Below are 20,467 nucleotides of genomic sequence, written 5' to 3' on the forward strand. Positions count from 1 at the left end.
CGACCGGTATAAAATTGCGTCTAGCAAGTTCGAATGGATCTACTTTACAAATTGCTAACCATTTTTTTATGCGAGGAGTAATAGAAGTAAGAACTTTAGCTGGTTCAGTTGATTCAACAGGACCAGTATGCACGAGTAAATTGCTCATTGAAATAATAATAGAGATGATTAAAATAGTTGGTAGTAGTTCGGTAATGGCATAGATAAAACTTTGAAAAATGTCGCTAACGGCAAGAGGAATGGAATGTGTTGCGGTTAGAGCTAGTAAAAAGATAAAAAACAATACAAATGATTGTCGTATTTTTTCGAAGAATAAAAAAAGGTGATAATTGTAAGTAAACAAAGAATATAGAGGGCGTGCAGAAGTGTTAATTCTACTCCCATTTTGCTCACATCCTTTAGGCGTTCGGGTAGTTTAGTGTATGAAGAGAGTGGGAGTGTGTGAGTACGTAGAGAAAGAAAATATAACAATTTCATGTACTGCACTTACAAGGTGAAAGTGGATGATATAATACAAATAATCCTGAAAGTGGATAAAATATTATACGGTTTTATTACTAGATAGAGAGATGGAATATATGAAGGAGAAAATAGGTTTTTACGGTCTTATGGGATGCTTTGCTATAGGACTTATTTTAAAGTATTTTATTGAAAGTGATTGGATCGACACTATTTATGCAGCGGGTTTTATTTTTGCTGTATTATATTGTTGGGATGAATTTAGAGCATACACCCGAAAAAAGAAGATCGTTTTAGGAATTGAGTTTGTCATTTTAATAGCTACAGTGCCATTCATATTGTTGGAAGGCGGTAGACAAATGGATATGATGCCAATTTTTCAAGGGTGGCTATCTTTTGCTAGATTAGTATATTTACTTATAATCTTAGGTATTGTGGGAATGATTGTTACAAAAGTGAATAAAAAATTATTATTAGGTGATGACGTATCTAAAACATAAAAAAGTGCTACCTCGCTAAGAGATAGCACTTTTTATTATTTTACAGAATGAGTTTTTTGCATTTTTTTAATTAAACGAATTTGCCCGCGATGACTCAGCTCATCCTCGAATACATAGAACCATTTGAAGTAGTTATTTGCAGGTTTGTCGTGCCAAAACGTTGTGGTTTTATATAGCCATTCATCTGGTAGTGATTGAAACGTTGCAATCGTTTTATCGCGAACTTCTTGTAACGTATCTATGTAGTAGTCTATAGGGTGATTTTTAATCGTTTGACGTCCAAGATCACCCAATTCAACTCCTGGTAACCAGCGTTCTAATTCAGCTTTTGTTGGCTCGCGATCTTCAAAGGTATGAATTTGATAATAAAACTCGACTGCAGCCATATGGTACAAAAGCATACCAATCGAGTTTGCCTAATCATCGTGCAAATAATCGAGTTCTTCAATTGTTAAGTCTTGTACAGCTTGCATAGTTGTATAGCGAGTATAATTCATCATAGAAACAAGTTTTGAGAACTCTGTGTTTAATCCGTCAATCTTATTAATTACGAAATTCAATAGAAATTCCTCCCAATAAATAATTTCTTTATAGAAGGGTTTCTATATGTAGAAAGAAATTCTTTTTTAGGAGCGTATATGAATCAAGTTTGTGGTTATTAACCAATAACAATAAGGTCTCTATTTGCCTTTGTAATTACTTCATGCCCATCTTTTGTAATGACAATATCATCTTCAATCCTACAGCCACCCCAGTTTGGAATATAAATACCTGGTTCGACAGTAACAACCATTCCTTCTTGTAAAGTAGCTTTACTTTCTTGTGATAATCGAAGTGGTTCATGAAGTTCTAATCCAACGCCATGGCCGGTAGAATGGCCAAAGTATTCACCGTAGCCGTTATCTGTAATGTAATTTCTTGTCACATCATCAATCGTTTTTGCGGATTCACCAGGCCGGATTGCTTTGGTTCCTCGTTTTAATGCTTCTAATACAATACTATATATTTTTTCGAATTCTTTGGAGTAACTTCCAATCGCAATAGTACGTGTTAAATCAGAGCAATACCCATTGTAAAGTGCACCAAAATCTAATGTAACCATATCTCCGTTTTCAATCATCTTATTTGTGGCAACGCCGTGGGGAAGAGAAGAACGGACTCCAGAAGCTACGATAATGTTAAATGATGAGGAAGAGGCCCCTTGTTTTCGCATAAAAAACTCTAATTCATCTCGGACATCAAATTCAGATACACCGGGTTTTAGAAATCCTGTTATATGTTGAAATGCTTCATCGGCCATACGTGCTGCAACTTTAATTGTTTCGATTTCAGACTCTTCCTTAATGGAACGGATTGTTTCTACTAGTTCACTTACTTGTACAAGTTTGATGTTTGTATATTTTTTTAACGAACTATACTGTTTTAAGGTCATATTGTTTTCTTCGATGCCTAGTCTTTGGATGTTTAATCTAGTTGTCTGATTTGCAATCTCTTGTTCTATGTTTCCTTTATGCATAATGATTTCAGTTTCTTGTACCTGTGTTTTTGCTTGATCGACATAGCGGAAATCTGTAATGAATACAGCTTCAGTTGCAGATAGTAATACGACTCCAGCACTACCTGTAAATCCAGTTGCATACTGGCGATTTTCCTTTTTCGTAATGAGTAATCCGTCTATTCCATATTCGGTTAGTTGTTCTTGAATTTTTTTGATTCTAGTAGTCATTTTGATTCCTCCTTTTCATTGTCTATATAAAGCAATAATTATGCCAATATTCTCAATCTAGCTGTTCGTGGGCAATAAGACCCCCACTGTAAAATTCAACAAAAGTAAAGAAGATAGGTGGGGGTCGGGCACCTGATTGGTGAGGGCTAATAATCAGTGGGGATGAAGAAAACCTCCTACTGATTAAAGCTTCACTTTATGAGGGAAGATACTTAGTAATGAATACACTGTCAAAAAATGTAGACATATAAAATTATATGTGTCTACATTTTTTTGACATGAAAATCTAGGGTATAAACTTTTTAACACGATATATTTTTAATTGCTCAATAATTTTTTTGTGAAAAATAGTTTTTATTAAGTGATAGGTATAAAAAAAGGTAATAACGATTTAATTAATATCGTTATTACCTCTTTTTGTTTTAAGCTTTTAATTTCATCACCGTATCAGCATCTGGTGTTACATACAATGTTTGTTGATTATCATATGTCACAAACCCAAGTTTAGCACCGCTTGGTTTTTTAACATGGCGAATTTTTGTGAAATCTACAGGAACAGAACTAGAATCTTTTGCTTTACTGTAATAAGCAGCGAGTTTAGCAGCTTCTAATAAAGTCTCTTCAGTTGGTTCTAATGAGCGAATAACAACGTGAGAACCAGGAATATCTTTTGTATGTAACCAAATTTCATCACGACGTGCAAATTTGGTTGTTAAATAGTCATTTTGTTTATTATTTTTACCGACTAAAATTTCTGTTCCATCGGTAGAGATATATTTATCTAATATCGGTTTTGATGTTTTTTTCTTTGTATTCTTCGACTTACGGTTACGCATATAACCTTCTTCAGCTAATTCTTCGCGAATCTCCTCGATATCTTTTGAAGAAGCAGCCTCCATTTGTTGAAGTAGGCTATCAAAGTAAAGGATTTCTTCATTTGTTTTTTCAATTTGTTCTTTTACGATTGCGACAGAATTTTTCGCTTTTTGATACTTTTGGAAATAACGTTGTGCGTTTTCTGACGGTGTTTTCAGTGGATCTAATGTAATTTTTACTGTTCCGCCATTTTCATCGTAGTAGTTGACAACCTCAATTTCTTTGTCACCTTTTTTTAATGCATACATGTTAGCTGTAAGAAGTTCACCGAATAATTGATATTTATCAGCTTTCCCAGCATCTTGTAGTGTTTTTTGTAATTTAATTAATTTCTTTTCATTTTTTGCTTTTTCATTGTGCATAAATCGTTCTAAATCATGTGCTTGTTGTTTTACACGATCGCGTTCAGCCTTTCCAAAGAAGAATCGATCTAATAATTCACTTACAGATAAGAATGTTTTATTATGCCCTTTTAAATGTGTAAGAGGGAAGAGATAAAAGAACTCTTTTCCATTTGCCGTTATCATTGTTGGTTCATATTGATGCGCTTGCATTGGTTTTTGTAATGTGAAAAACGCTTCTGATAATGCATGTTCATTTACCATAACAGCTTTCTTTACAACTTCTTTTGCAAATAGCGGAGAAATCCCCATAAAGGCCCCAACAAGTTGTTTATCCATATTTCCTGCTAAAAAGTCTAGTGGCCTAATAAACTCATCTTGTGTTTCAATCTGCAAGGGATTAATTTTATGCTGTGCTGGTGGTGCAACATATTCAGCGCCAGCATATACAGTACGATGCCGATTTACCGCTAAAGAAACGTGCTTTAAGCTATCTAAAATGATATTTGTTTTCGCGTCTACTAAAATAATATTGCTGTGACGACCCATTATTTCAATCACTAATGTTTTTAACGATTCGTCCCCAATCTCGTTACGGCTTCGAACGGTAATTTGAATGATACGTTCTAAATCGATTTGTTCAATTTTCTCAATAAATCCACCTTCTAAATGTTTGCGAAGAAGCATGCAAAACATTGGTGGTAATGCTGGTGAATCATAACTTTGATTTGTAAGATGCATACGTGCGTATGTAGGGTGTGCGGAAATAAGTAATTTTTGATTTTTTCCGTTTGCTCGAATATGTAACAAAACCTCATATTTTGAGGGTTGATATATTTTTGAAATTCTTCCTGTTTGAAGAGAATTTGCAATTTCATGTGTAATCGCTCTTGTAAATAATCCATCGAATGCCATTATGAACACTCCTTTCTAACTAAATGTTAATTATAGCATTTTTTTGGACGGGGCTGAATAAGCTTTCATTAGAGCATGTCTGCAATCAGGAGGTCGATAGCGAGATGAATTGGTATGAAATGCGTGCACATGAAGTGGAAGAAAGAACGAATACGAATGTGAAGGTAGGACTGTCAGAGCAAGAAGCGGAAGGGCGCTTAAAGAAGCTAGGGCCAAATGAATTACAAGAAGCAAAGCGGCCTTCTGCACTTCTTGTATTTTTGGCGCAGTTTAAAGATTTTATGGTACTTGTTTTGTTTGGTGCGACAATCATTTCAGCTTTTTTAGGAGAGTATATTGATTCGATTGCAATTGTCGCAATTGTTATTATCAATGGTGTTCTTGGTTTTTTTCAAGAAAGAAAAGCAGAAAAATCATTGGAGGCTTTGAAAGAATTAGCTGCCCCGCAAGTAACGGTTTTACGAAATGGAAAATGGATGAAAATACCATCTAAAGCACTTGTCCTTGGGGATATCATTAAATTTTCTAGCGGCGACCGTATTGGTGCTGATATTCGTCTTGTTGAAGCATCGAGTTTATATATCGAGGAATCGGCTTTAACGGGAGAATCTGTACCTGTTCAAAAGAAAGTGGAAGCATTAAGCGGTCAAAATGTTGCGATTGGTGATCAAAAAAATATGGCATTTATGGGGACGATGATAACAAGGGGTTCCGGGGCCGGAGTAGTAGTAGCTACAGGGATGAACACGGCTATGGGGCAGATTGCAAATCTGTTGCAAAATGCAGAGCAAATGGAAACACCGCTGCAAAGAAGATTAGAACAACTTGGGAAGATTCTAATCATTGTTGCCCTTATTTTAACAGCACTTGTTGTACTAGCTGGAGTGTATCAAGGGAATGAAGTGTATCATATGTTCTTAGCGGGTGTGTCACTTGCTGTTGCAGCAATTCCAGAAGGATTACCAGCGATTGTTACGGTCGCATTGTCACTTGGTGTACAGCGCATGATTAAAAAGAGAGCGATTGTTCGAAAATTACCAGCAGTAGAAACTTTAGGATGTGCTTCTGTTATTTGTTCGGACAAAACGGGTACGATGACACAAAATAAAATGATGGTAACACATATGTGGTCAGGTGGCGAAACATGGCATGTAACCGGGCAAGGCTACGAGCCTACTGGATCATTTATGAAAGGTGAGCAGAAGGTTAATCCGGAATCTACAAGGGCGTTATATCAATTATTAACATTTGGGTGTTTATGCAATAACGCGAGCATTGTAAAAAAGAAAAAAACATATGTCCTAGATGGAGATCCGACAGAAGGTGCGCTCGTTGCAGCGGCGATGAAATCAGGAATATCCCGAGAAGCTTTAAAAGAGAAGTTTGAAATTATTCATGAACTCCCTTTCGATTCCACACGAAAAATGATGAGCGTAATCGTTCGTGATCGTGATGGTAAAAAATTTGTAGTCACAAAAGGGGCACCTGATGTTCTTTTGCAAATGAGCCAAACAATTTTATGGGGGGATAAACAGCAACCTTTAAGTGAGTTATATCGTAAAGAAGTGCAAGCGGCAATTCATAACCTTGGGAGTCAAGCGCTTCGAACGATTGCTGTTGCATTTAGGGCTTTAAAAGTAACAGATTCAATTGAACATGAAAGAGAAGTAGAAAAAGATTTCATGCTTGTCGGGATACAAGGAATGATAGACCCGCCAAGACCAGAAGTGAAACAGGCCGTAAAAGAGTGTAAAGAGGCTGGTATTAAAACGGTAATGATTACAGGAGACCATAAAGTAACAGCGATGGCAATTGCGGAGCAGTTAGGGGTTTTACCACCGAATGGCCGCGTTATAGAAGGTGTAGAATTAGCAAATATGTCTGTAGATGAACTAGAGGATATTGTAGAAGATACCTATGTATTTGCACGTGTATCTCCTGAACATAAATTAAAAATTGTAAAAGCTCTTCAAAATAAAGATCATATTGTGGCGATGACAGGTGATGGAGTGAATGACGCTCCTGCTATTAAAACAGCTGATATTGGGATAGCGATGGGAATTACAGGAACGGATGTAGCTAAAGAAGCTTCCTCTCTTGTTTTGCTAGATGATAACTTTGCTACGATTAAATCGGCAATTAAAGAGGGACGAAATATATATGAGAATATTCGGAAGTTCATTCGGTATTTATTAGCATCAAATGTTGGAGAGATTTTAGTTATGTTATTTGCGATGATGCTTGCTTTACCACTTCCGATGGTTCCAATTCAAATTTTATGGGTGAATTTAGTAACAGATGGTTTACCAGCAATGGCACTAGGGTTAGATGCAGCTGAGGGAGATGTGATGAGAAGAAATCCACGGCATCCGAAAGAAGGGGTGTTTGCAAGAGGGTTGGCTTGGAAAATTGTGAGTAGAGGCTTTTTAATTGGTATTGTAACCTTGCTGGCATTTATTATTGCATTTAATCAGCATCCAAATGAATTGAAATATGCGCAAACAGTAGCTTTTGCTACACTAGTTTTAGCACAGCTTATTCATGTATTTGACTGCCGCAGTGAACACTCTATATTCCATCGTAATCCTTTTGGTAATATATATTTGGTTGGAGCAGTTATTATTTCGGTGTTATTAATGCTTGTGGTTATTTATTATCCACCATTGCAACCGATTTTTAGCACAATGCCAATTCAAGCGAGAGATTGGTTATTAATCGTTGGTTTATCGTCCATTCCAACATTTTTATTAGTCGGCTCTTTATTGACAGGGAAAAAGGAGAAGAAGAAGCCGATATTGTATAAGAGAGGCATAAACTTGAAATAGTCAATGATATGAAAATGTGATATAATTTACAAAAGGTAGTAGAGTTGCATCTCTATTACCTTTTTCATTGAGTTATTTCATGGTGTGGATGTGATAAAGATGATTTCTAGTATGACAGGATTTGGAAGAGCGAAAGTGGAAAATGATGCTTTTCAAATTACAGTAGAAATGAAGTCAGTGAACCATCGTTTTTTAGAGATGAACATTCGACTTCCGAAACAAATGATGGTTTTTGAGGACAAAATTCGTAAGTTAATTGCAGAACAAGTTCGCCGCGGGCGTATTGAAGTGTCCATTATTATTACAGGGGAAGGGCTTGTTGAAAGAAAGTTAAGTGTGAATTGGCCGCTTCTCAAGCAGTATAAATCCATTATGGAAGACGTGAAAACGAAATTTCAATTACAAGATTCCATTACACTTCAACAATTAATGGCAATGCCAGAAGTAACGGCGATTGAAGAAATGGAAAATGTAAATGAACAATTTGAACAAAATTTATATGAAGCTGTTCGCCAAGCTGCTCGTACGTTAAAAACGATGAGAGATGGCGAAGGAGAACGATTACATAAAGATATGGCGTATCGTTTACAAGAGATACACGATTGTGTAAATGCGATTATTCCGCATGCACCAATTGTTACTCAAAAATATCGTGAACGATTGGAAAATCGCTTAAAAGAATTACATAATCATGAGTTAGATGAACAAAGGTTGCTGACAGAGGTAGCGATGTTTGCGGAGCGCTCGGATATTCATGAAGAATTGGTTCGCTTGCAAAGTCATTTAGCTCAATTTCATGAAGCCCTTGAGATCGAGGAGCCTGTTGGTAGAAAAATGGATTTCATTGTACAAGAGATGCATCGGGAAATTAACACGATCGGTTCTAAGGCAAACGACTTAACAATTTCAAAATATGTTGTAGAAATGAAAAATAACCTTGAAAAAATTCGTGAACAGGTACAAAATATTGAGTAGCTGTCAAAAAATATATAAAGTTATACGTGGTGGGGAAATCGGATAGACTTACTAGGAGGCGCAAACTATGGCCATGCGGTTTTTAAATATTGGATATGGGAATATTGTATCTGCTCATCGAATTATTGCAATTGTAAGTCCGGAGTCAGCTCCTATTAAACGAACGGTGCAGGAAGCGCGTGAACATAACGTGTTACTAGATGCTACGTATGGGAGAAAAACAAGGGCGGTTATTGTTATGGATGATGGGCATATTGTACTAAGCCCAATTCAGCCAGAGACGATTGCACATCGTTTAAATAATAAAGAAGATTTAAGTGAGGAAGGGTAGGTTTTACATATTTATGAGAAGTAGAAGAGGGTTGCTCATCGTTCTTTCAGGACCTTCTGGCGTTGGGAAAGGGACAGTTCGAAAAGAGTTGTTCAGCCATGAAGATACAAGATTTCAATACTCTATTTCAGTAACGACACGTAAACCGCGTGAAGGTGAAGTAGATGGTGTGGATTATTTCTTTAAAGAGAGAGAAGAGTTTGAAGAAATGATTCGTAACGAAAAGCTGCTTGAGTGGGCAGAGTTCGTTGGGAATTACTATGGAACACCAATCGATTATGTTGAAAAAACATTGCAAGAAGGAAAAGATGTATTCTTAGAAATTGAAGTACAAGGAGCAATTCAAGTAAAGAAAGCTTTCCCAGAAGGGGTATTTATTTTCTTAGCTCCTCCAAGCTTATCAGAGCTTAAGAATCGCATCGTTGGTCGCGGTACAGAGACTGAAGATGTTATTGAAAATCGTTTAACTGTAGCAAAAGAAGAAATCGAGATGATGGACGCTTATGACTATGTAGTAGAAAATGATAAAGTAGAACTTGCTTGTGAACGCATTAAAGCTATTGTGGTTGGTGAACATTGCCGCCGCGACAGAGTAGCGAAATATTATAAAGAAATGACGGAGGGTATATAATATGTTAAATCCATCAATTGATTCATTGCTAAAAAAAATCGACTCTAAATATACATTAGTAACAGTAGCGGCAAAACGCGCTCGTGAAATGCAAATGGCTAACAACTGTGTTGTTGAAAATCCTGTTTCTCATAAATGTGTAGGTAAAGCGTTGGAAGAAATCGATGCGGAAGCATTAAATTATGTACCAAGCGAAGAGAAAGTATCTGAGTAAGGCATTCTCTTCGACAAATGAAAACATAGACTTTATACTTTTCTATGTAACGGTAACAACCTATTTACAAGTAGGTTGTTATTTTTTTACGATAGAGCTAAAAGAAATAGGTTTTTGTTTAATGAAATACTAGCACTGACGAGCTGGAATGAATACATTTCAGCAGAATAAGTTTGAAAAAGAAAGAGGACGAGTCATATGCTAAAAGGGAAAAAGATACTTCTATGTGTAACAGGAGGCATTGCTGTTTTTAAAGCGGCTGCGTTAACGAGTAAATTAACACAAGCAGGAGCACTTGTAAAAGTAATGATGAGTGAATCGGCGATGAAATTTGTTACACCTCTTACATTTCAAGCGCTTTCTCGCCATGATGTATACACGGATACGTTTAATGAAAAAGATTCTGCAGTTATCGCTCATATTGATTTAGCGGATTGGGCGGACGTTGTGCTTATTGCACCAGCAACAGCGAATTGTATCGGAAAATTAGCAAATGGTATTGCTGATGATATGATCACAACAACATTGTTAGCTACTATAGCGCCAGTCTGGATTGCACCTGCTATGAATGTGCATATGTATGAAAATAAAATTGTCCAAAAGAATATGATGACGTTAAAAGCGTTGGGATATACATTTATTGAGCCTGGAGAAGGCTTTTTAGCATGTGGATATGTTGCGAAAGGTCGATTAGAAGAACCAGAAACAATTATCGCTCGATTACAAGAAACGTTTTCAGAACATAAACCATTAAAGGGAAAGAAAATTTTAGTAACTGCTGGCCCAACTCGTGAAAAAATTGATCCAGTACGTTTTATGACGAACTTTTCTTCAGGGAAAATGGGGTATGCGCTAGCGGAAGTTGCTGCTAACTTAGGAGCGGATGTAATACTTGTTTCAGGTCCAACTGCAATAGCATCACCTGTAAATGTAACAACTGTGCAAGTAGAATCTGCACAAGATATGTTAGAAGCTGTAATGCAACATTATGGATCTATGGATGTTGTTATTAAAACAGCTGCAGTAGCAGACTATCGCCCGAAAATTGTGCATAATCAGAAGATGAAAAAGAAAAGTGGCGATGCAGTCATTGAGTTAGAAAGAACAATCGATATTTTGAAAACACTCGGTGAGAAAAAAGAGCATCAACTCCTAATCGGTTTTGCTGCTGAAACGACAAATATAGAAGAATATGCAACGAAAAAATTGCGTGAAAAAAATGCAAATATGATTGTTGCAAATGATGTGAAAGCACAAGGTGCAGGATTCGGTACGGATACGAATATTGTAACAATGTATAGAAAAGATGGAGAAGTTATTCGATTACCTCTTTTAACAAAGAAAGAAGTTGCACGTGAAATTTTAATGCAAATTAAAGCGATGTTAGAAGAGGATCGTGTATGAAATTTGCAAGTGTAATCGTTGATGTACCGGCACGTCAAACAGATCGCCCGTTTGATTATGTTATCCCTAAGAAATGGGAAGATATTGTACAAACAGGTATGCGTGTAGTCGTTCCGTTTGGTCCACGGAAATTACAAGGCTTTATTATTGAAATAAAAGATTCAGTCGATGTGGAAAGTAAAAAGTTAAAAGCATTGCATGAAATACTAGATATTACGCCAGTTTTAAATGAAGAATTATTACAACTTGGTTTTTGGCTGACGGATGAAACATTATGTTATATGATTTCAGCTTTTCAAGTTATGCTTCCAGCTGCGATAAAAGCGACTTATAAAAAACGGCTACAGCTCCATAAAACAGCTGCAGTGGCGCCGGAAATTCGTGATTTGTTTCAAGGGAAAGAAGCGATAGATTGGGAAGAAATTGCTACGCACTCACATATGTATCGCATGGTTCAAAAAGAGATAACAAACGGCACTATTGAAGTCATCTATAAAGTAAAAGATAAGGTGCAAAAGAAGAAACAAAGGGTGATTCAGCCAGAATTGCCACAGGAACAATTAGAGGCAGCTGCCTTTGAGCTGAAAAGTAAAAAGCAACAAGATGTACTGTATTACTTTGTAGAAAATTATCACAGTGTGCCATTAAAAACATTAACAGAAGAACTACAAATAACAGATGCACCGGTAAAGTCGCTTGTGAAAAAAGGGTTGCTTTTAGAACAGTACATTGAAGTATATCGTAACCCATATGACGATGAGGCTTTTGAACAGACAAAGCCATTTCCGCTCACAGATGAACAAAATCAAGTGATTACGCCCATCTTGTCATCCATTACAAATGAAACATATAATCCATTTTTACTATATGGTGTTACAGGAAGCGGTAAAACAGAAGTGTATTTGCAATCCATTGCTGCGGTGTTGAAAAAGGGAAAAGAGGCGATTGTACTTGTTCCAGAAATTGCGTTAACACCGCAAATGGTAGATCGATTTAAAGGACGTTTTGGTTCGCAAGTTGCGGTTCTTCATAGTGCGCTTTCTGTTGGGGAAAAATATGATGAATGGCGGAAAATTTTACGAAAAGAAGTAAAAGTTGTTGTTGGAGCACGCTCCGCTATTTTTGCTCCATTTGAAAACTTAGGAATTATTATTATTGATGAAGAACATGAGTCAAGTTATAAACAAGAAGATAATCCGAAATATCATGCCAGGGATGTTGCGATTTGGCGAGGGCAATATCATAATTGTCCAATCGTGCTCGGCAGTGCAACGCCGACTCTCGAATCATTTGCTAGAGCGAAAAAAGGTGTTTATGAGCTACTAACCATGCAAAAGCGTATGAATGAACAAGCGTTGCCGACAGTAGAAATTGTTGATATGCGTGAGGAACTGCGTGATGGAAATCGTTCTATGTTTTCAAAATTACTTCATGAGAAAATAGCGGATCGGTTAGAAAAGAAAGAACAAATGGTTCTTTTTTTAAATCGAAGAGGCCATTCAACGTTTGTCATGTGTCGTGATTGTGGTTATGTCGTGCAATGTCCACACTGTGATATATCACTCACCTATCATAAAATGAATCATCGTTTAAAATGTCACTATTGCAGTTATGAGGAAAGTATGCCAACTGCTTGTCCTGCTTGTAATAGTTCGTATATTCGTTTCTTTGGGACAGGAACACAAAAGGTAGAAGAAGAAATTACAAAGTTATTTCCAGAGGCGCGGGTTATCCGTATGGATGTTGATACAACGAGTCGCAAAGGAATGCACGAAAAGTTATTAAAAGCCTTCGGTGAAGAGAAAGCTGATATCTTACTTGGAACACAGATGATCGCTAAAGGGCTTGATTTTCCAAAGGTTACACTTGTTGGTGTCTTAACAGCTGATACGATGCTACATTTACCAGATTTTCGAGCAAGCGAGAAAACGTATCAGTTATTGACGCAGGTGAGTGGACGTGCAGGTCGACATGAATTACCAGGAGAAGTAGTAATTCAAACGTATACGCCAGAACACTATAGCGTAGAACTAGCAAAGAATCAGCAGTACGATGTATTTTTTGAACAAGAAATGCAAATGAGAAAAACGAGGCAATACCCGCCATACTACTATGTCGCACTTGTAACCGTTTCGCATCCAGAGTTATTAAAAGCAGTGCAAGTAACGGAAAAAATTGTCGGTTATTTACGAACGCATTGCTCGCGGCAAACAATGGTGCTAGGACCGGTTGCTTCAGCAATTCCAAGGATAAAAGATAGATATCGATACCAATGCATGATAAAATACAAGCGGGAACCAAACTTAAAGTACGTGCTCAAAATGGTAAATGAACATTATCAAGCAGAAATGCAAAAAGATTTGCAGATCTCAATCGACTTTAATCCAACAATGTTAATGTAGCGGAGGAAAATATGGCAGTTTTAGAAATTGTAAAGCATCCAGATGAAGTGTTAGAAACCCCATGTGAACGGGTAATGAACTTTGATAAAAAGTTAGTGAATTTGTTAAAAGATATGCATGAAACAATGTTAGTTGCAGATGGTGTTGGTTTAGCAGCACCACAAGTCGGCGTAAGTTTGCAAGTGGCAGTTGTTGATATTGGTGATGATACGGGAAAAATCGAACTGATTAATCCAGTTATTTTAGAAAAACGTGGTGAACAAGTAGGTCCCGAAGGCTGCTTAAGCTTTCCGGGACTTTATGGTGAAGTGGAGCGTGCAGAGTATATTAAAGTACGTGCACAAAATCGTCGTGGTAAAATCTTTTTATTAGAGGCAGATGATTTTTTAGCACGCGCAATCCAACATGAAATCGACCATTTACATGGTGTGTTATTTACATCAAAAGTGACGAGATATTATGAGGAAAATGAATTAGAAGAGATGTAAAAGGAGCGGTTTTTGAATGATAAAAGTAGTATTTATGGGAACACCGGACTTTTCTGTACCGGTGCTTCGTCGTCTTATTGAAGATGGATATGATGTAATTGGTGTTGTAACGCAGCCGGATCGTCCAGTGGGGAGAAAAAAGGTTATGACACCAACACCTGTTAAGGTGGAAGCGGAAAAACATGGTATTCCGGTGTTACAGCCGTTAAAAATTCGTGAAAAAGACGAATATGAAAAAGTATTGGCATTAGAGCCGGATTTAATTGTGACAGCTGCGTTCGGACAAATTGTACCAAACGAAATTTTAGAAGCACCAAAGTATGGATGTATTAATGTTCATGCTTCATTACTTCCAGAACTTCGCGGCGGTGCACCAATTCATTACTCCATCATGCAGGGAAAAGAAAAAACAGGTATCACAATTATGTATATGGTGGAAAAATTAGATGCTGGTGATATTTTAACGCAAGTAGAAGTGGAAATCGAAGAACGTGAAACAACTGGTTCATTATTTGATAAATTAAGTGAGGCTGGAGCGCACTTATTATCAAAAACAGTTCCGCTTTTAATACAAGGAAAATTAGAACCGATTAAACAAAATGAGGATGAAGTAACATTCGCTTACAATATTAAACGTGAGCAAGAAAAGATTGATTGGATGAAAACAGGAGAAGAGGTTTACAATCACATTCGTGGTTTAAATCCGTGGCCAGTTGCTTATACAACTTTAGCAGGGCAAGTTGTAAAAATATGGTGGGGCGAAAAAGTTCCTGTAACAGTACAGGCTGAAGCTGGTTCTATTGTAGCAATTGAAGAAGATGGTTTCGTTGTGGCAACAGGAAATGAAACAGGTGTTAAAATTACTGAATTACAACCATCTGGTAAAAAGCGCATGAGTTGTTCACAATTTTTACGTGGAACAAAACCTGAAATTGGTACGAAGTTAGGAGAAGACGCATGAGACAAAATGTTCGTGAGTTAGCTCTTGATGGTCTAATTCAAGTAGAGAAAAGTGGCGCTTATAGCAACTTACTTTTAAATAATTTGATTGAAAAAAGTGCGATTGATAGAAAAGATATTGGTTTGTTAACTGAGATTGTCTATGGAACGATTCAACGTCGTGATACACTTGACTATTATTTACAACCATTTTTAAGAAAAAAAGTTGAAGCGTGGGTAAAAATATTACTTCGCTTATCTTTATATCAAATGCTATATTTAGATCGCGTCCCAGAAAGAGCGGCGATTCATGAGGCTGTTGAGATTGCAAAACGTCGTGGTCATAAAGGAATTGCAGGGATGGTAAACGGGGTACTCCGTTCGATTCAACGTGAAGGTGTGCCATCTTTAGAGGAGATACAAAATCCTGTAGAGCGAGTTTCTGTTGCAACGAGTCATCCAGAGTGGCTTGTACAAGAGTGGGTATCAGCATACGATTTAGAAACAGCGCAAAAAATGTGCGAAGTAAATATGGTTCCGCCGGTACCGACAGCACGTGTGAATGTTGATAAAATAACGGTAGAAGAAGCGATTGCTTTGCTAGAACGTGAGGGTGTACAAGCAAAACGTGGTGATTTATCAGAAGATGCTATCCAAATTGAAAAAGGAAACGTAGCGCATACAGAAGCGTTTAAAAACGGTTTCCTTTCTATTCAAGATGAAAGCTCTATGCTTGTTGCGCGTGCTTTGAAACCCGAAGAAGGAGATATGGTTCTTGATAGCTGCGCGGCGCCTGGTGGGAAAACAACACACATTGCAGAGCGTTTAAAGGGAACTGGTCAGGTAACGTCGCTGGATTTACATCCGCATAAAGTTCGTCTAATTCAGCAACAGGCGAAGCGTCTAGAATTAGAGAACATTGAAACAAAGGCGCTAGATGCCAGAAAAGTTCAAGAACATTTTGCGAACGAAAGCTTTGACAAAATATTAGTAGACGCACCATGTTCTGGATTTGGTGTTATCAGACGTAAGCCTGATATTAAATTAGGTAAAGAAAAAGGCGATAGTGAAAGACTGTCGACAATTCAGCTATCGATACTAGAAAAGGTAGCTCCACTGTTAAAAGCAGGTGGTCGCCTTGTTTATAGTACGTGTACAATTGAAAAAATAGAAAATGAACAAGTGATAGAGCAATTTTTACAAGAGCATCCTGAATTTGAATGGGATACTACTATGAAAGAGCGCATGCCAGAAAAATTACGTCCTTATATAAATGAAGGGCAAGTACAAATTTTACCGCATTATTTTGCAACAGATGGCTTTTATATTGCTTGTTTAAGAAAGAAGGTGTAGCATCATGGAAACGACTGTAAAAAAACAAAAGAAAGATTTAGAAACAAAAAAAACATCTATTTACTCTTTACAACTTCATGAAATGCAAAATTGGTTAAAGGAACAAGGTGAACCGAAATTCCGTGCAGGTCAAATTTTTGATTGGCTATATAAAAAGCGTGTAAAAAATTATGAGGATATGACAAATCTTTCAAAAGGATTGCGTGATAAATTGTCGAATTCCTTTGATATTACTACTTTAAATACATTAGTAAAGCAAACATCTTCTGATGGGACAATTAAGTTTTTATTCCAATTATATGATGGGTATTCTATCGAAACAGTATTAATGCGACATGAATATGGAAATTCCATTTGTGTAACAACACAGGTAGGTTGCCGAATTGGTTGTACATTCTGTGCATCAACACTAGGTGGTTTAAAGCGAAACCTAGAGGCTGGAGAAATCGTAGCGCAAGTAGTAGAGGTTCAACGTGCGCTTGATGAGACAGATGAGCGCGTGAGTTCTCTTGTTGTAATGGGAATTGGAGAGCCGTTTGATAACTACGATAACTTAATGTCGTTTTTACGCATTATTAACCATGAAAAAGGAATTCATATTGGTGCACGTCATATGACGGTTTCAACAAGTGGAATCATCCCGAAAATTTATAAGTTTGCTGAAGAGGATATGCAAATTAACTTTGCGATTTCATTGCACGCTCCAAATACAGAATTACGCTCAAAATTAATGCCGATTAACCGTGCTTATAAGCTGCCTGACTTAATGGAAGCTATTAAATACTATGTGAATAGAACCGGGCGTCGCATTACGTTTGAATATGGCTTATTTGGAGGAGAAAACGACCAAGTTGAGCATGCCGAAGAATTGGCTCAACTTTTAAAAGGTGTAAAATGTCATGTGAACTTAATTCCGGTAAACTATGTACCAGAACGCGATTACGTAAGAACACCACGTGAACAAATTTTCTTATTTGAAAAAACGTTGAAAGACCGTGGAGTGAATGTAACGATTCGCCGTGAACAAGGTCATGATATTGATGCTGCCTGCGGTCAGTTGCGTGCAAAGGAGCGCAAAGAAGAGACGAGGTGACAAGATGAAAGCCGTGTTTCTATCGGATAAAGGGAAAGTTCGTCAACATAATGAAGATAGTGCAGGAGTTTTTCATAATTTAGATGGAGATATTTTAGCTGTTGTAGCTGATGGAATGGGAGGTCATCGAGCAGGCGATGTTGCTAGCTCGATGGCCATTCAACTATTCCATGATTATTGGAAACAAACGTATAATATGGATACACCAAAAAAGGCCGAAGAATGGCTACATACAAACGTTGAGATGATTAACGAGAGGGTATACGAATACTCGAAGAAACATACAGAGTGTAGTGGTATGGGAACTACTGTTATTGTTGCGATTTGTACAGCGGGATTTGTAACAATTGGACACATAGGAGATAGTCGATGTTACATGTTATCAGATGATGAGATTTCACTTATAACTGAAGACCATTCACTTGTAAATGAACTTGTTAGATATGGTGAGATTTCAAAAGAGGATGCAGAGTATCATCCAAAAAAGAATTTGCTTTTACGAGCGCTTGGAACAGAAGAAAAAGTTGGATTAGATGTTAAAACATTAGTGTTAGAAGAAAATGATCAACTGCTTCTTTGCTCTGACGGATTATCAAATAAAGTTGCTATGGATGATATGCGAAAGATTTTGCAATTAAACGAACAACTCGAGACAAAGGGAGAACATCTTGTTCAACTTGCGAATGATCGTGGGGGAGAAGATAATATTACCCTTGTCATTGTTGATTATGCGGATTCGGCAAACGAAAGTAGGTGAATTACAACGTGCTGATTGGAAAACGCCTAAACGACCGTTATAAGCTACTGAAAATGATCGGTGGCGGAGGGATGGCCAATGTATATTTGGCTCATGATGATATACTAGGCCGAGATGTAGCGGTAAAAATATTAAGACTCGATTATGCAAATAATGATGAGTTTATTAAACGTTTCCATCGAGAAGCGCAATCTGTTACAACGTTGTCGCATCCAAATATTGTGAATATGTATGATGTTGGGGAAGAAGATGGAATTTATTATCTTGTTATGGAATATGTACCTGGACAAACATTAAAGCAATACATAACGCAGCGTGGAATGTTACCGATAGGAGAAGCTCTTGATATTATGGAGCAGTTAACATCTGCAATGGCACATGCGCATCATTTTGAAATTGTCCATAGAGATATAAAGCCACATAACATCTTAATTCGGAATGATGGAGTCGTGAAGGTGACAGACTTTGGGATTGCGACTGCTACAAGTGCAACGGCGATAACGCATACGAACTCAGTGCTTGGTTCGGTCCATTACTTGTCACCAGAGCAAGCACGTGGAGGGATAGCGAATAAACAATCGGATATTTATTCGCTTGGTATTGTTATGTTTGAATTACTAACAGGGCGACAACCTTTCTCAGGAGAGTCTGCAGTTGCGATCGCTTTAAAACATTTACAGAATGAAACACCATCTCCAAAACGCTGGAATCCAGATATTCCGCAAAGTGTAGAAAATATTATTTTAAAAGCAACTGCAAAAGATCCATTTCATCGCTATCAGTCTGCTAATGCGATGAAGAGAGATATTGAAACGGCGCTATATCCAGAACGTATTAACGAACAACCATTTTATATACCTGAAGATATGGAAGCGACGAAGGCAATTCCAATTATTCAACAAGAACAATTATTTGGAAATGTAAGCGATGAAACAATTGTATTGAATGGAAGTAAAGCGGATGAACAGATAAAAGATGAAGAAGTGAAACCGAACGAGAAAAAAAAGCGAAGTAACAAATGGCTGAAAGTGTTACTTACAACATTTTTACTTTTAGCAATCGGCACAACGTTAGCGCTGACTGTGATTCCAGGATTCTTTATTCCTAAAGACGTAAAAACTCCTGATGTGTCTGGTATGAAGTATGAGACTGCTGTTAACACTCTTGTTGAGAAAGGATTTGAAGTTGCTGAACCGAACATTGTTTATACAGATGATGTTGAAGCTGGGAAAGTAATTAAAACAAGTCCGGCAGCAGGAAGGGTTGTAAAAGAAAGGTCGAAAATTACTATCTATCAATCCGGTGGAAAAAAGAAGGATAAGATGAGTAATTTAATCGGAAAAGATTTTGATAGTTTGAAGGACGAATTGGAAGGGAAGTATAAAATTGTTGTTCGATACGATATTGAAAGCGAAAAACCAAAAGGTGAAATCGTAGAACAAAGTCCAGCAGCAGACCAAATGGTTGTGGAAGCGGAGCAAGATGTGAAAGTTTGGGTGAGTAAAGGTCCTTACCAAATTCGACCTGTTGATTTTTCTGGATGGACGGAAAATAGTGTGAATAGCTATTTAAATGAAAAGAAACTGGTCCCAAATATAAAAAGAGAATATTCGGATACTGTTGATAAGGGACAAGTAATTTCACAATCACCAAAACCAGGAACGCCGTTAAAAGAAGGGGATAAAGTAACGATTACTGTCTCTGATGGTCCGAAGCCTAAAGTAACGAAAACAGTAAAGGTTGATAACATTTCGATTCCGTATGAGCCTCCTGCGACAGGTGAGAAAAAGCCACAAACAATTGAAATTTATAAAGAAGATATGCAGCAGAAAATGGATAAGCCGATTGAAACGCGAACAATAACAGAATCTGCTACTATTTCTTTGGAATTTGTGATTCAAGAAGGAACAAAAGGTCATTACAAAATTGTTCGAGATGGGACGACAATTATTGATAAAGAAGTGCCATATCCAGCCTAGTAAAGGTGTGTCTCCATTTGGTGGATTCCACCTTCTTTGTATGGAGAGTGGAATTTGTTGCTCTTGCCTGTTATGCTGTTAACGTAGAAGGGTAAGAAATTACGTTTTGAAATAGAAGGACAGCCATAAAAGTGAAGTGGAAATAAAGGAGAATCTGAACTGATAAATAGTCAGTTTTATCCTAGTATTCGCTGGCAGTACCCCGTCTCAATATTTTAAGGAAGGGATAACTGTATGGAGAGGCTGATAACAATTTCAC

The 20,467-nt window shown here is 37.2% G+C and carries 16 protein-coding genes and 2 pseudogenes; 14 read left to right on the forward strand and 4 right to left on the reverse strand.

The features are described from left to right. Window positions 1-55: 55 nt before the first annotated feature. Window positions 56-384 (reverse strand): annotated as a pseudogene (locus MHH71_RS24215) (hypothetical protein); the annotation flags it as partial. Between the two features lie 194 nt (window positions 385-578). On the opposite strand from MHH71_RS24215, the gene MHH71_RS24220 reads away from it, so the two are divergent. Next, window positions 579-959, forward strand: a complete 381-nt coding sequence (locus MHH71_RS24220; protein ID WP_033799065.1) for a YoqO family protein — start codon at window positions 579-581, stop codon at window positions 957-959. Between the two features lie 35 nt (window positions 960-994). On the opposite strand, the pseudogene MHH71_RS24225 reads toward MHH71_RS24220, so the two are convergent. The 3 genes and pseudogenes from MHH71_RS24225 to MHH71_RS24235 form a co-directional block, all read right to left on the reverse strand. Further along, window positions 995-1,519: pseudogene (locus MHH71_RS24225) on the reverse strand (DinB family protein). A gap of 98 nt (window positions 1,520-1,617) precedes the next feature. Next, the gene (locus MHH71_RS24230) at window positions 1,618-2,685 is read right to left on the reverse strand and encodes a M24 family metallopeptidase (RefSeq protein ID WP_003199637.1); all 1,068 of its coding nucleotides are present in this window, start codon (window positions 2,683-2,685) and stop codon (window positions 1,618-1,620) included. A 422-nt stretch (window positions 2,686-3,107) separates the two neighbouring features. Next, window positions 3,108-4,817, reverse strand: coding sequence for an Rqc2 family fibronectin-binding protein (locus MHH71_RS24235; RefSeq protein WP_006095757.1), 1,710 nt, complete (start codon window positions 4,815-4,817; stop codon window positions 3,108-3,110). A gap of 104 nt (window positions 4,818-4,921) precedes the next feature. On the opposite strand from MHH71_RS24235, the gene MHH71_RS24240 reads away from it, so the two are divergent. From MHH71_RS24240 to pknB, 13 genes are all read left to right on the forward strand, one after another. Beyond that, window positions 4,922-7,642 carry a calcium-translocating P-type ATPase, SERCA-type gene (locus tag MHH71_RS24240; RefSeq protein WP_006095756.1) on the forward strand — a complete coding sequence of 907 codons (2,721 nt, stop codon included), beginning with the start codon at window positions 4,922-4,924 and terminating at the stop codon, window positions 7,640-7,642. A gap of 99 nt (window positions 7,643-7,741) precedes the next feature. After that, window positions 7,742-8,617 (forward strand): YicC/YloC family endoribonuclease, encoded by an 876-nt coding sequence (locus MHH71_RS24245; protein WP_003208193.1) that lies wholly within the window; start codon window positions 7,742-7,744, stop codon window positions 8,615-8,617. Between the two features lie 67 nt (window positions 8,618-8,684). After that, window positions 8,685-8,948 carry an extracellular matrix/biofilm regulator RemA gene (gene remA, locus MHH71_RS24250; RefSeq protein ID WP_001251459.1) on the forward strand — a complete coding sequence of 88 codons (264 nt, stop codon included), beginning with the start codon at window positions 8,685-8,687 and terminating at the stop codon, window positions 8,946-8,948. Between the two features lie 13 nt (window positions 8,949-8,961). Beyond that, window positions 8,962-9,579 (forward strand): guanylate kinase, encoded by a 618-nt coding sequence (gene gmk / locus MHH71_RS24255; protein WP_003199649.1) that lies wholly within the window; start codon window positions 8,962-8,964, stop codon window positions 9,577-9,579. Between the two features lies 1 nt (window position 9,580). Further along, window positions 9,581-9,793, forward strand: a complete 213-nt coding sequence (gene rpoZ, locus MHH71_RS24260) for a DNA-directed RNA polymerase subunit omega (protein ID WP_003199650.1) — start codon at window positions 9,581-9,583, stop codon at window positions 9,791-9,793. 198 nt (window positions 9,794-9,991) lie between these two features. Further along, window positions 9,992-11,197, forward strand: coding sequence for a bifunctional phosphopantothenoylcysteine decarboxylase/phosphopantothenate--cysteine ligase CoaBC (coaBC, locus tag MHH71_RS24265; protein WP_006095754.1), 1,206 nt, complete (start codon window positions 9,992-9,994; stop codon window positions 11,195-11,197). Continuing rightward, on the forward strand, window positions 11,194-13,599 hold the full coding sequence (priA, locus tag MHH71_RS24270; RefSeq protein WP_033799064.1) for a primosomal protein N': 2,406 nt from the start codon (window positions 11,194-11,196) through the stop codon (window positions 13,597-13,599). Before coaBC ends, priA begins: the two co-directional genes overlap by 4 nt. Window positions 13,600-13,610: 11 nt before the next feature. Then, window positions 13,611-14,087 carry a peptide deformylase gene (gene def / locus MHH71_RS24275; protein ID WP_003199655.1) on the forward strand — a complete coding sequence of 159 codons (477 nt, stop codon included), beginning with the start codon at window positions 13,611-13,613 and terminating at the stop codon, window positions 14,085-14,087. A 16-nt stretch (window positions 14,088-14,103) separates the two neighbouring features. Beyond that, entirely contained in the window at window positions 14,104-15,048 is a 945-nt protein-coding gene (gene fmt / locus MHH71_RS24280; protein ID WP_006095752.1) for a methionyl-tRNA formyltransferase, read from the forward strand. After that, complete coding sequence (rsmB, locus tag MHH71_RS24285) at window positions 15,045-16,379, forward strand: 16S rRNA (cytosine(967)-C(5))-methyltransferase RsmB (RefSeq protein WP_018780920.1); 1,335 nt, start codon at window positions 15,045-15,047, stop codon at window positions 16,377-16,379. Before fmt ends, rsmB begins: the two co-directional genes overlap by 4 nt. Before the next feature lie 4 nt (window positions 16,380-16,383). Beyond that, window positions 16,384-17,472 (forward strand): 23S rRNA (adenine(2503)-C(2))-methyltransferase RlmN, encoded by a 1,089-nt coding sequence (gene rlmN, locus MHH71_RS24290; RefSeq protein WP_003199662.1) that lies wholly within the window; start codon window positions 16,384-16,386, stop codon window positions 17,470-17,472. A gap of 4 nt (window positions 17,473-17,476) precedes the next feature. Next, window positions 17,477-18,229, forward strand: a complete 753-nt coding sequence (locus MHH71_RS24295; RefSeq protein WP_003199663.1) for a Stp1/IreP family PP2C-type Ser/Thr phosphatase — start codon at window positions 17,477-17,479, stop codon at window positions 18,227-18,229. Between the two features lie 8 nt (window positions 18,230-18,237). Then, window positions 18,238-20,208 carry a Stk1 family PASTA domain-containing Ser/Thr kinase gene (gene pknB / locus MHH71_RS24300; RefSeq protein ID WP_018780921.1) on the forward strand — a complete coding sequence of 657 codons (1,971 nt, stop codon included), beginning with the start codon at window positions 18,238-18,240 and terminating at the stop codon, window positions 20,206-20,208. Window positions 20,209-20,467 lie beyond the last annotated feature (259 nt).

It is taken from the genome of Bacillus sp. FSL H8-0534 (assembly GCF_038005885.1).
GTDB classification, from domain to species: domain Bacteria; phylum Bacillota; class Bacilli; order Bacillales; family Bacillaceae_G; genus Bacillus_A; species Bacillus_A pseudomycoides.

Coding starts and splice junctions, on each gene's coding strand:
- MHH71_RS24220 (WP_033799065.1), top strand. CDS start 579: ATGAAGGAGAAAATAGGTTTTTACGGTCTTATGGGATGCTTTGCTATA.
- MHH71_RS24230 (WP_003199637.1), bottom strand. CDS start 2,685: ATGACTACTAGAATCAAAAAAATTCAAGAACAACTAACCGAATATGGA.
- MHH71_RS24235 (WP_006095757.1), bottom strand. CDS start 4,817: ATGGCATTCGATGGATTATTTACAAGAGCGATTACACATGAAATTGCA.
- MHH71_RS24240 (WP_006095756.1), top strand. CDS start 4,922: ATGAATTGGTATGAAATGCGTGCACATGAAGTGGAAGAAAGAACGAAT.
- MHH71_RS24245 (WP_003208193.1), top strand. CDS start 7,742: ATGATTTCTAGTATGACAGGATTTGGAAGAGCGAAAGTGGAAAATGAT.
- remA (WP_001251459.1), top strand. CDS start 8,685: ATGGCCATGCGGTTTTTAAATATTGGATATGGGAATATTGTATCTGCT.
- gmk (WP_003199649.1), top strand. CDS start 8,962: ATGAGAAGTAGAAGAGGGTTGCTCATCGTTCTTTCAGGACCTTCTGGC.
- rpoZ (WP_003199650.1), top strand. CDS start 9,581: ATGTTAAATCCATCAATTGATTCATTGCTAAAAAAAATCGACTCTAAA.
- coaBC (WP_006095754.1), top strand. CDS start 9,992: ATGCTAAAAGGGAAAAAGATACTTCTATGTGTAACAGGAGGCATTGCT.
- priA (WP_033799064.1), top strand. CDS start 11,194: ATGAAATTTGCAAGTGTAATCGTTGATGTACCGGCACGTCAAACAGAT.
- def (WP_003199655.1), top strand. CDS start 13,611: ATGGCAGTTTTAGAAATTGTAAAGCATCCAGATGAAGTGTTAGAAACC.
- fmt (WP_006095752.1), top strand. CDS start 14,104: ATGATAAAAGTAGTATTTATGGGAACACCGGACTTTTCTGTACCGGTG.
- rsmB (WP_018780920.1), top strand. CDS start 15,045: ATGAGACAAAATGTTCGTGAGTTAGCTCTTGATGGTCTAATTCAAGTA.
- rlmN (WP_003199662.1), top strand. CDS start 16,384: ATGGAAACGACTGTAAAAAAACAAAAGAAAGATTTAGAAACAAAAAAA.
- MHH71_RS24295 (WP_003199663.1), top strand. CDS start 17,477: ATGAAAGCCGTGTTTCTATCGGATAAAGGGAAAGTTCGTCAACATAAT.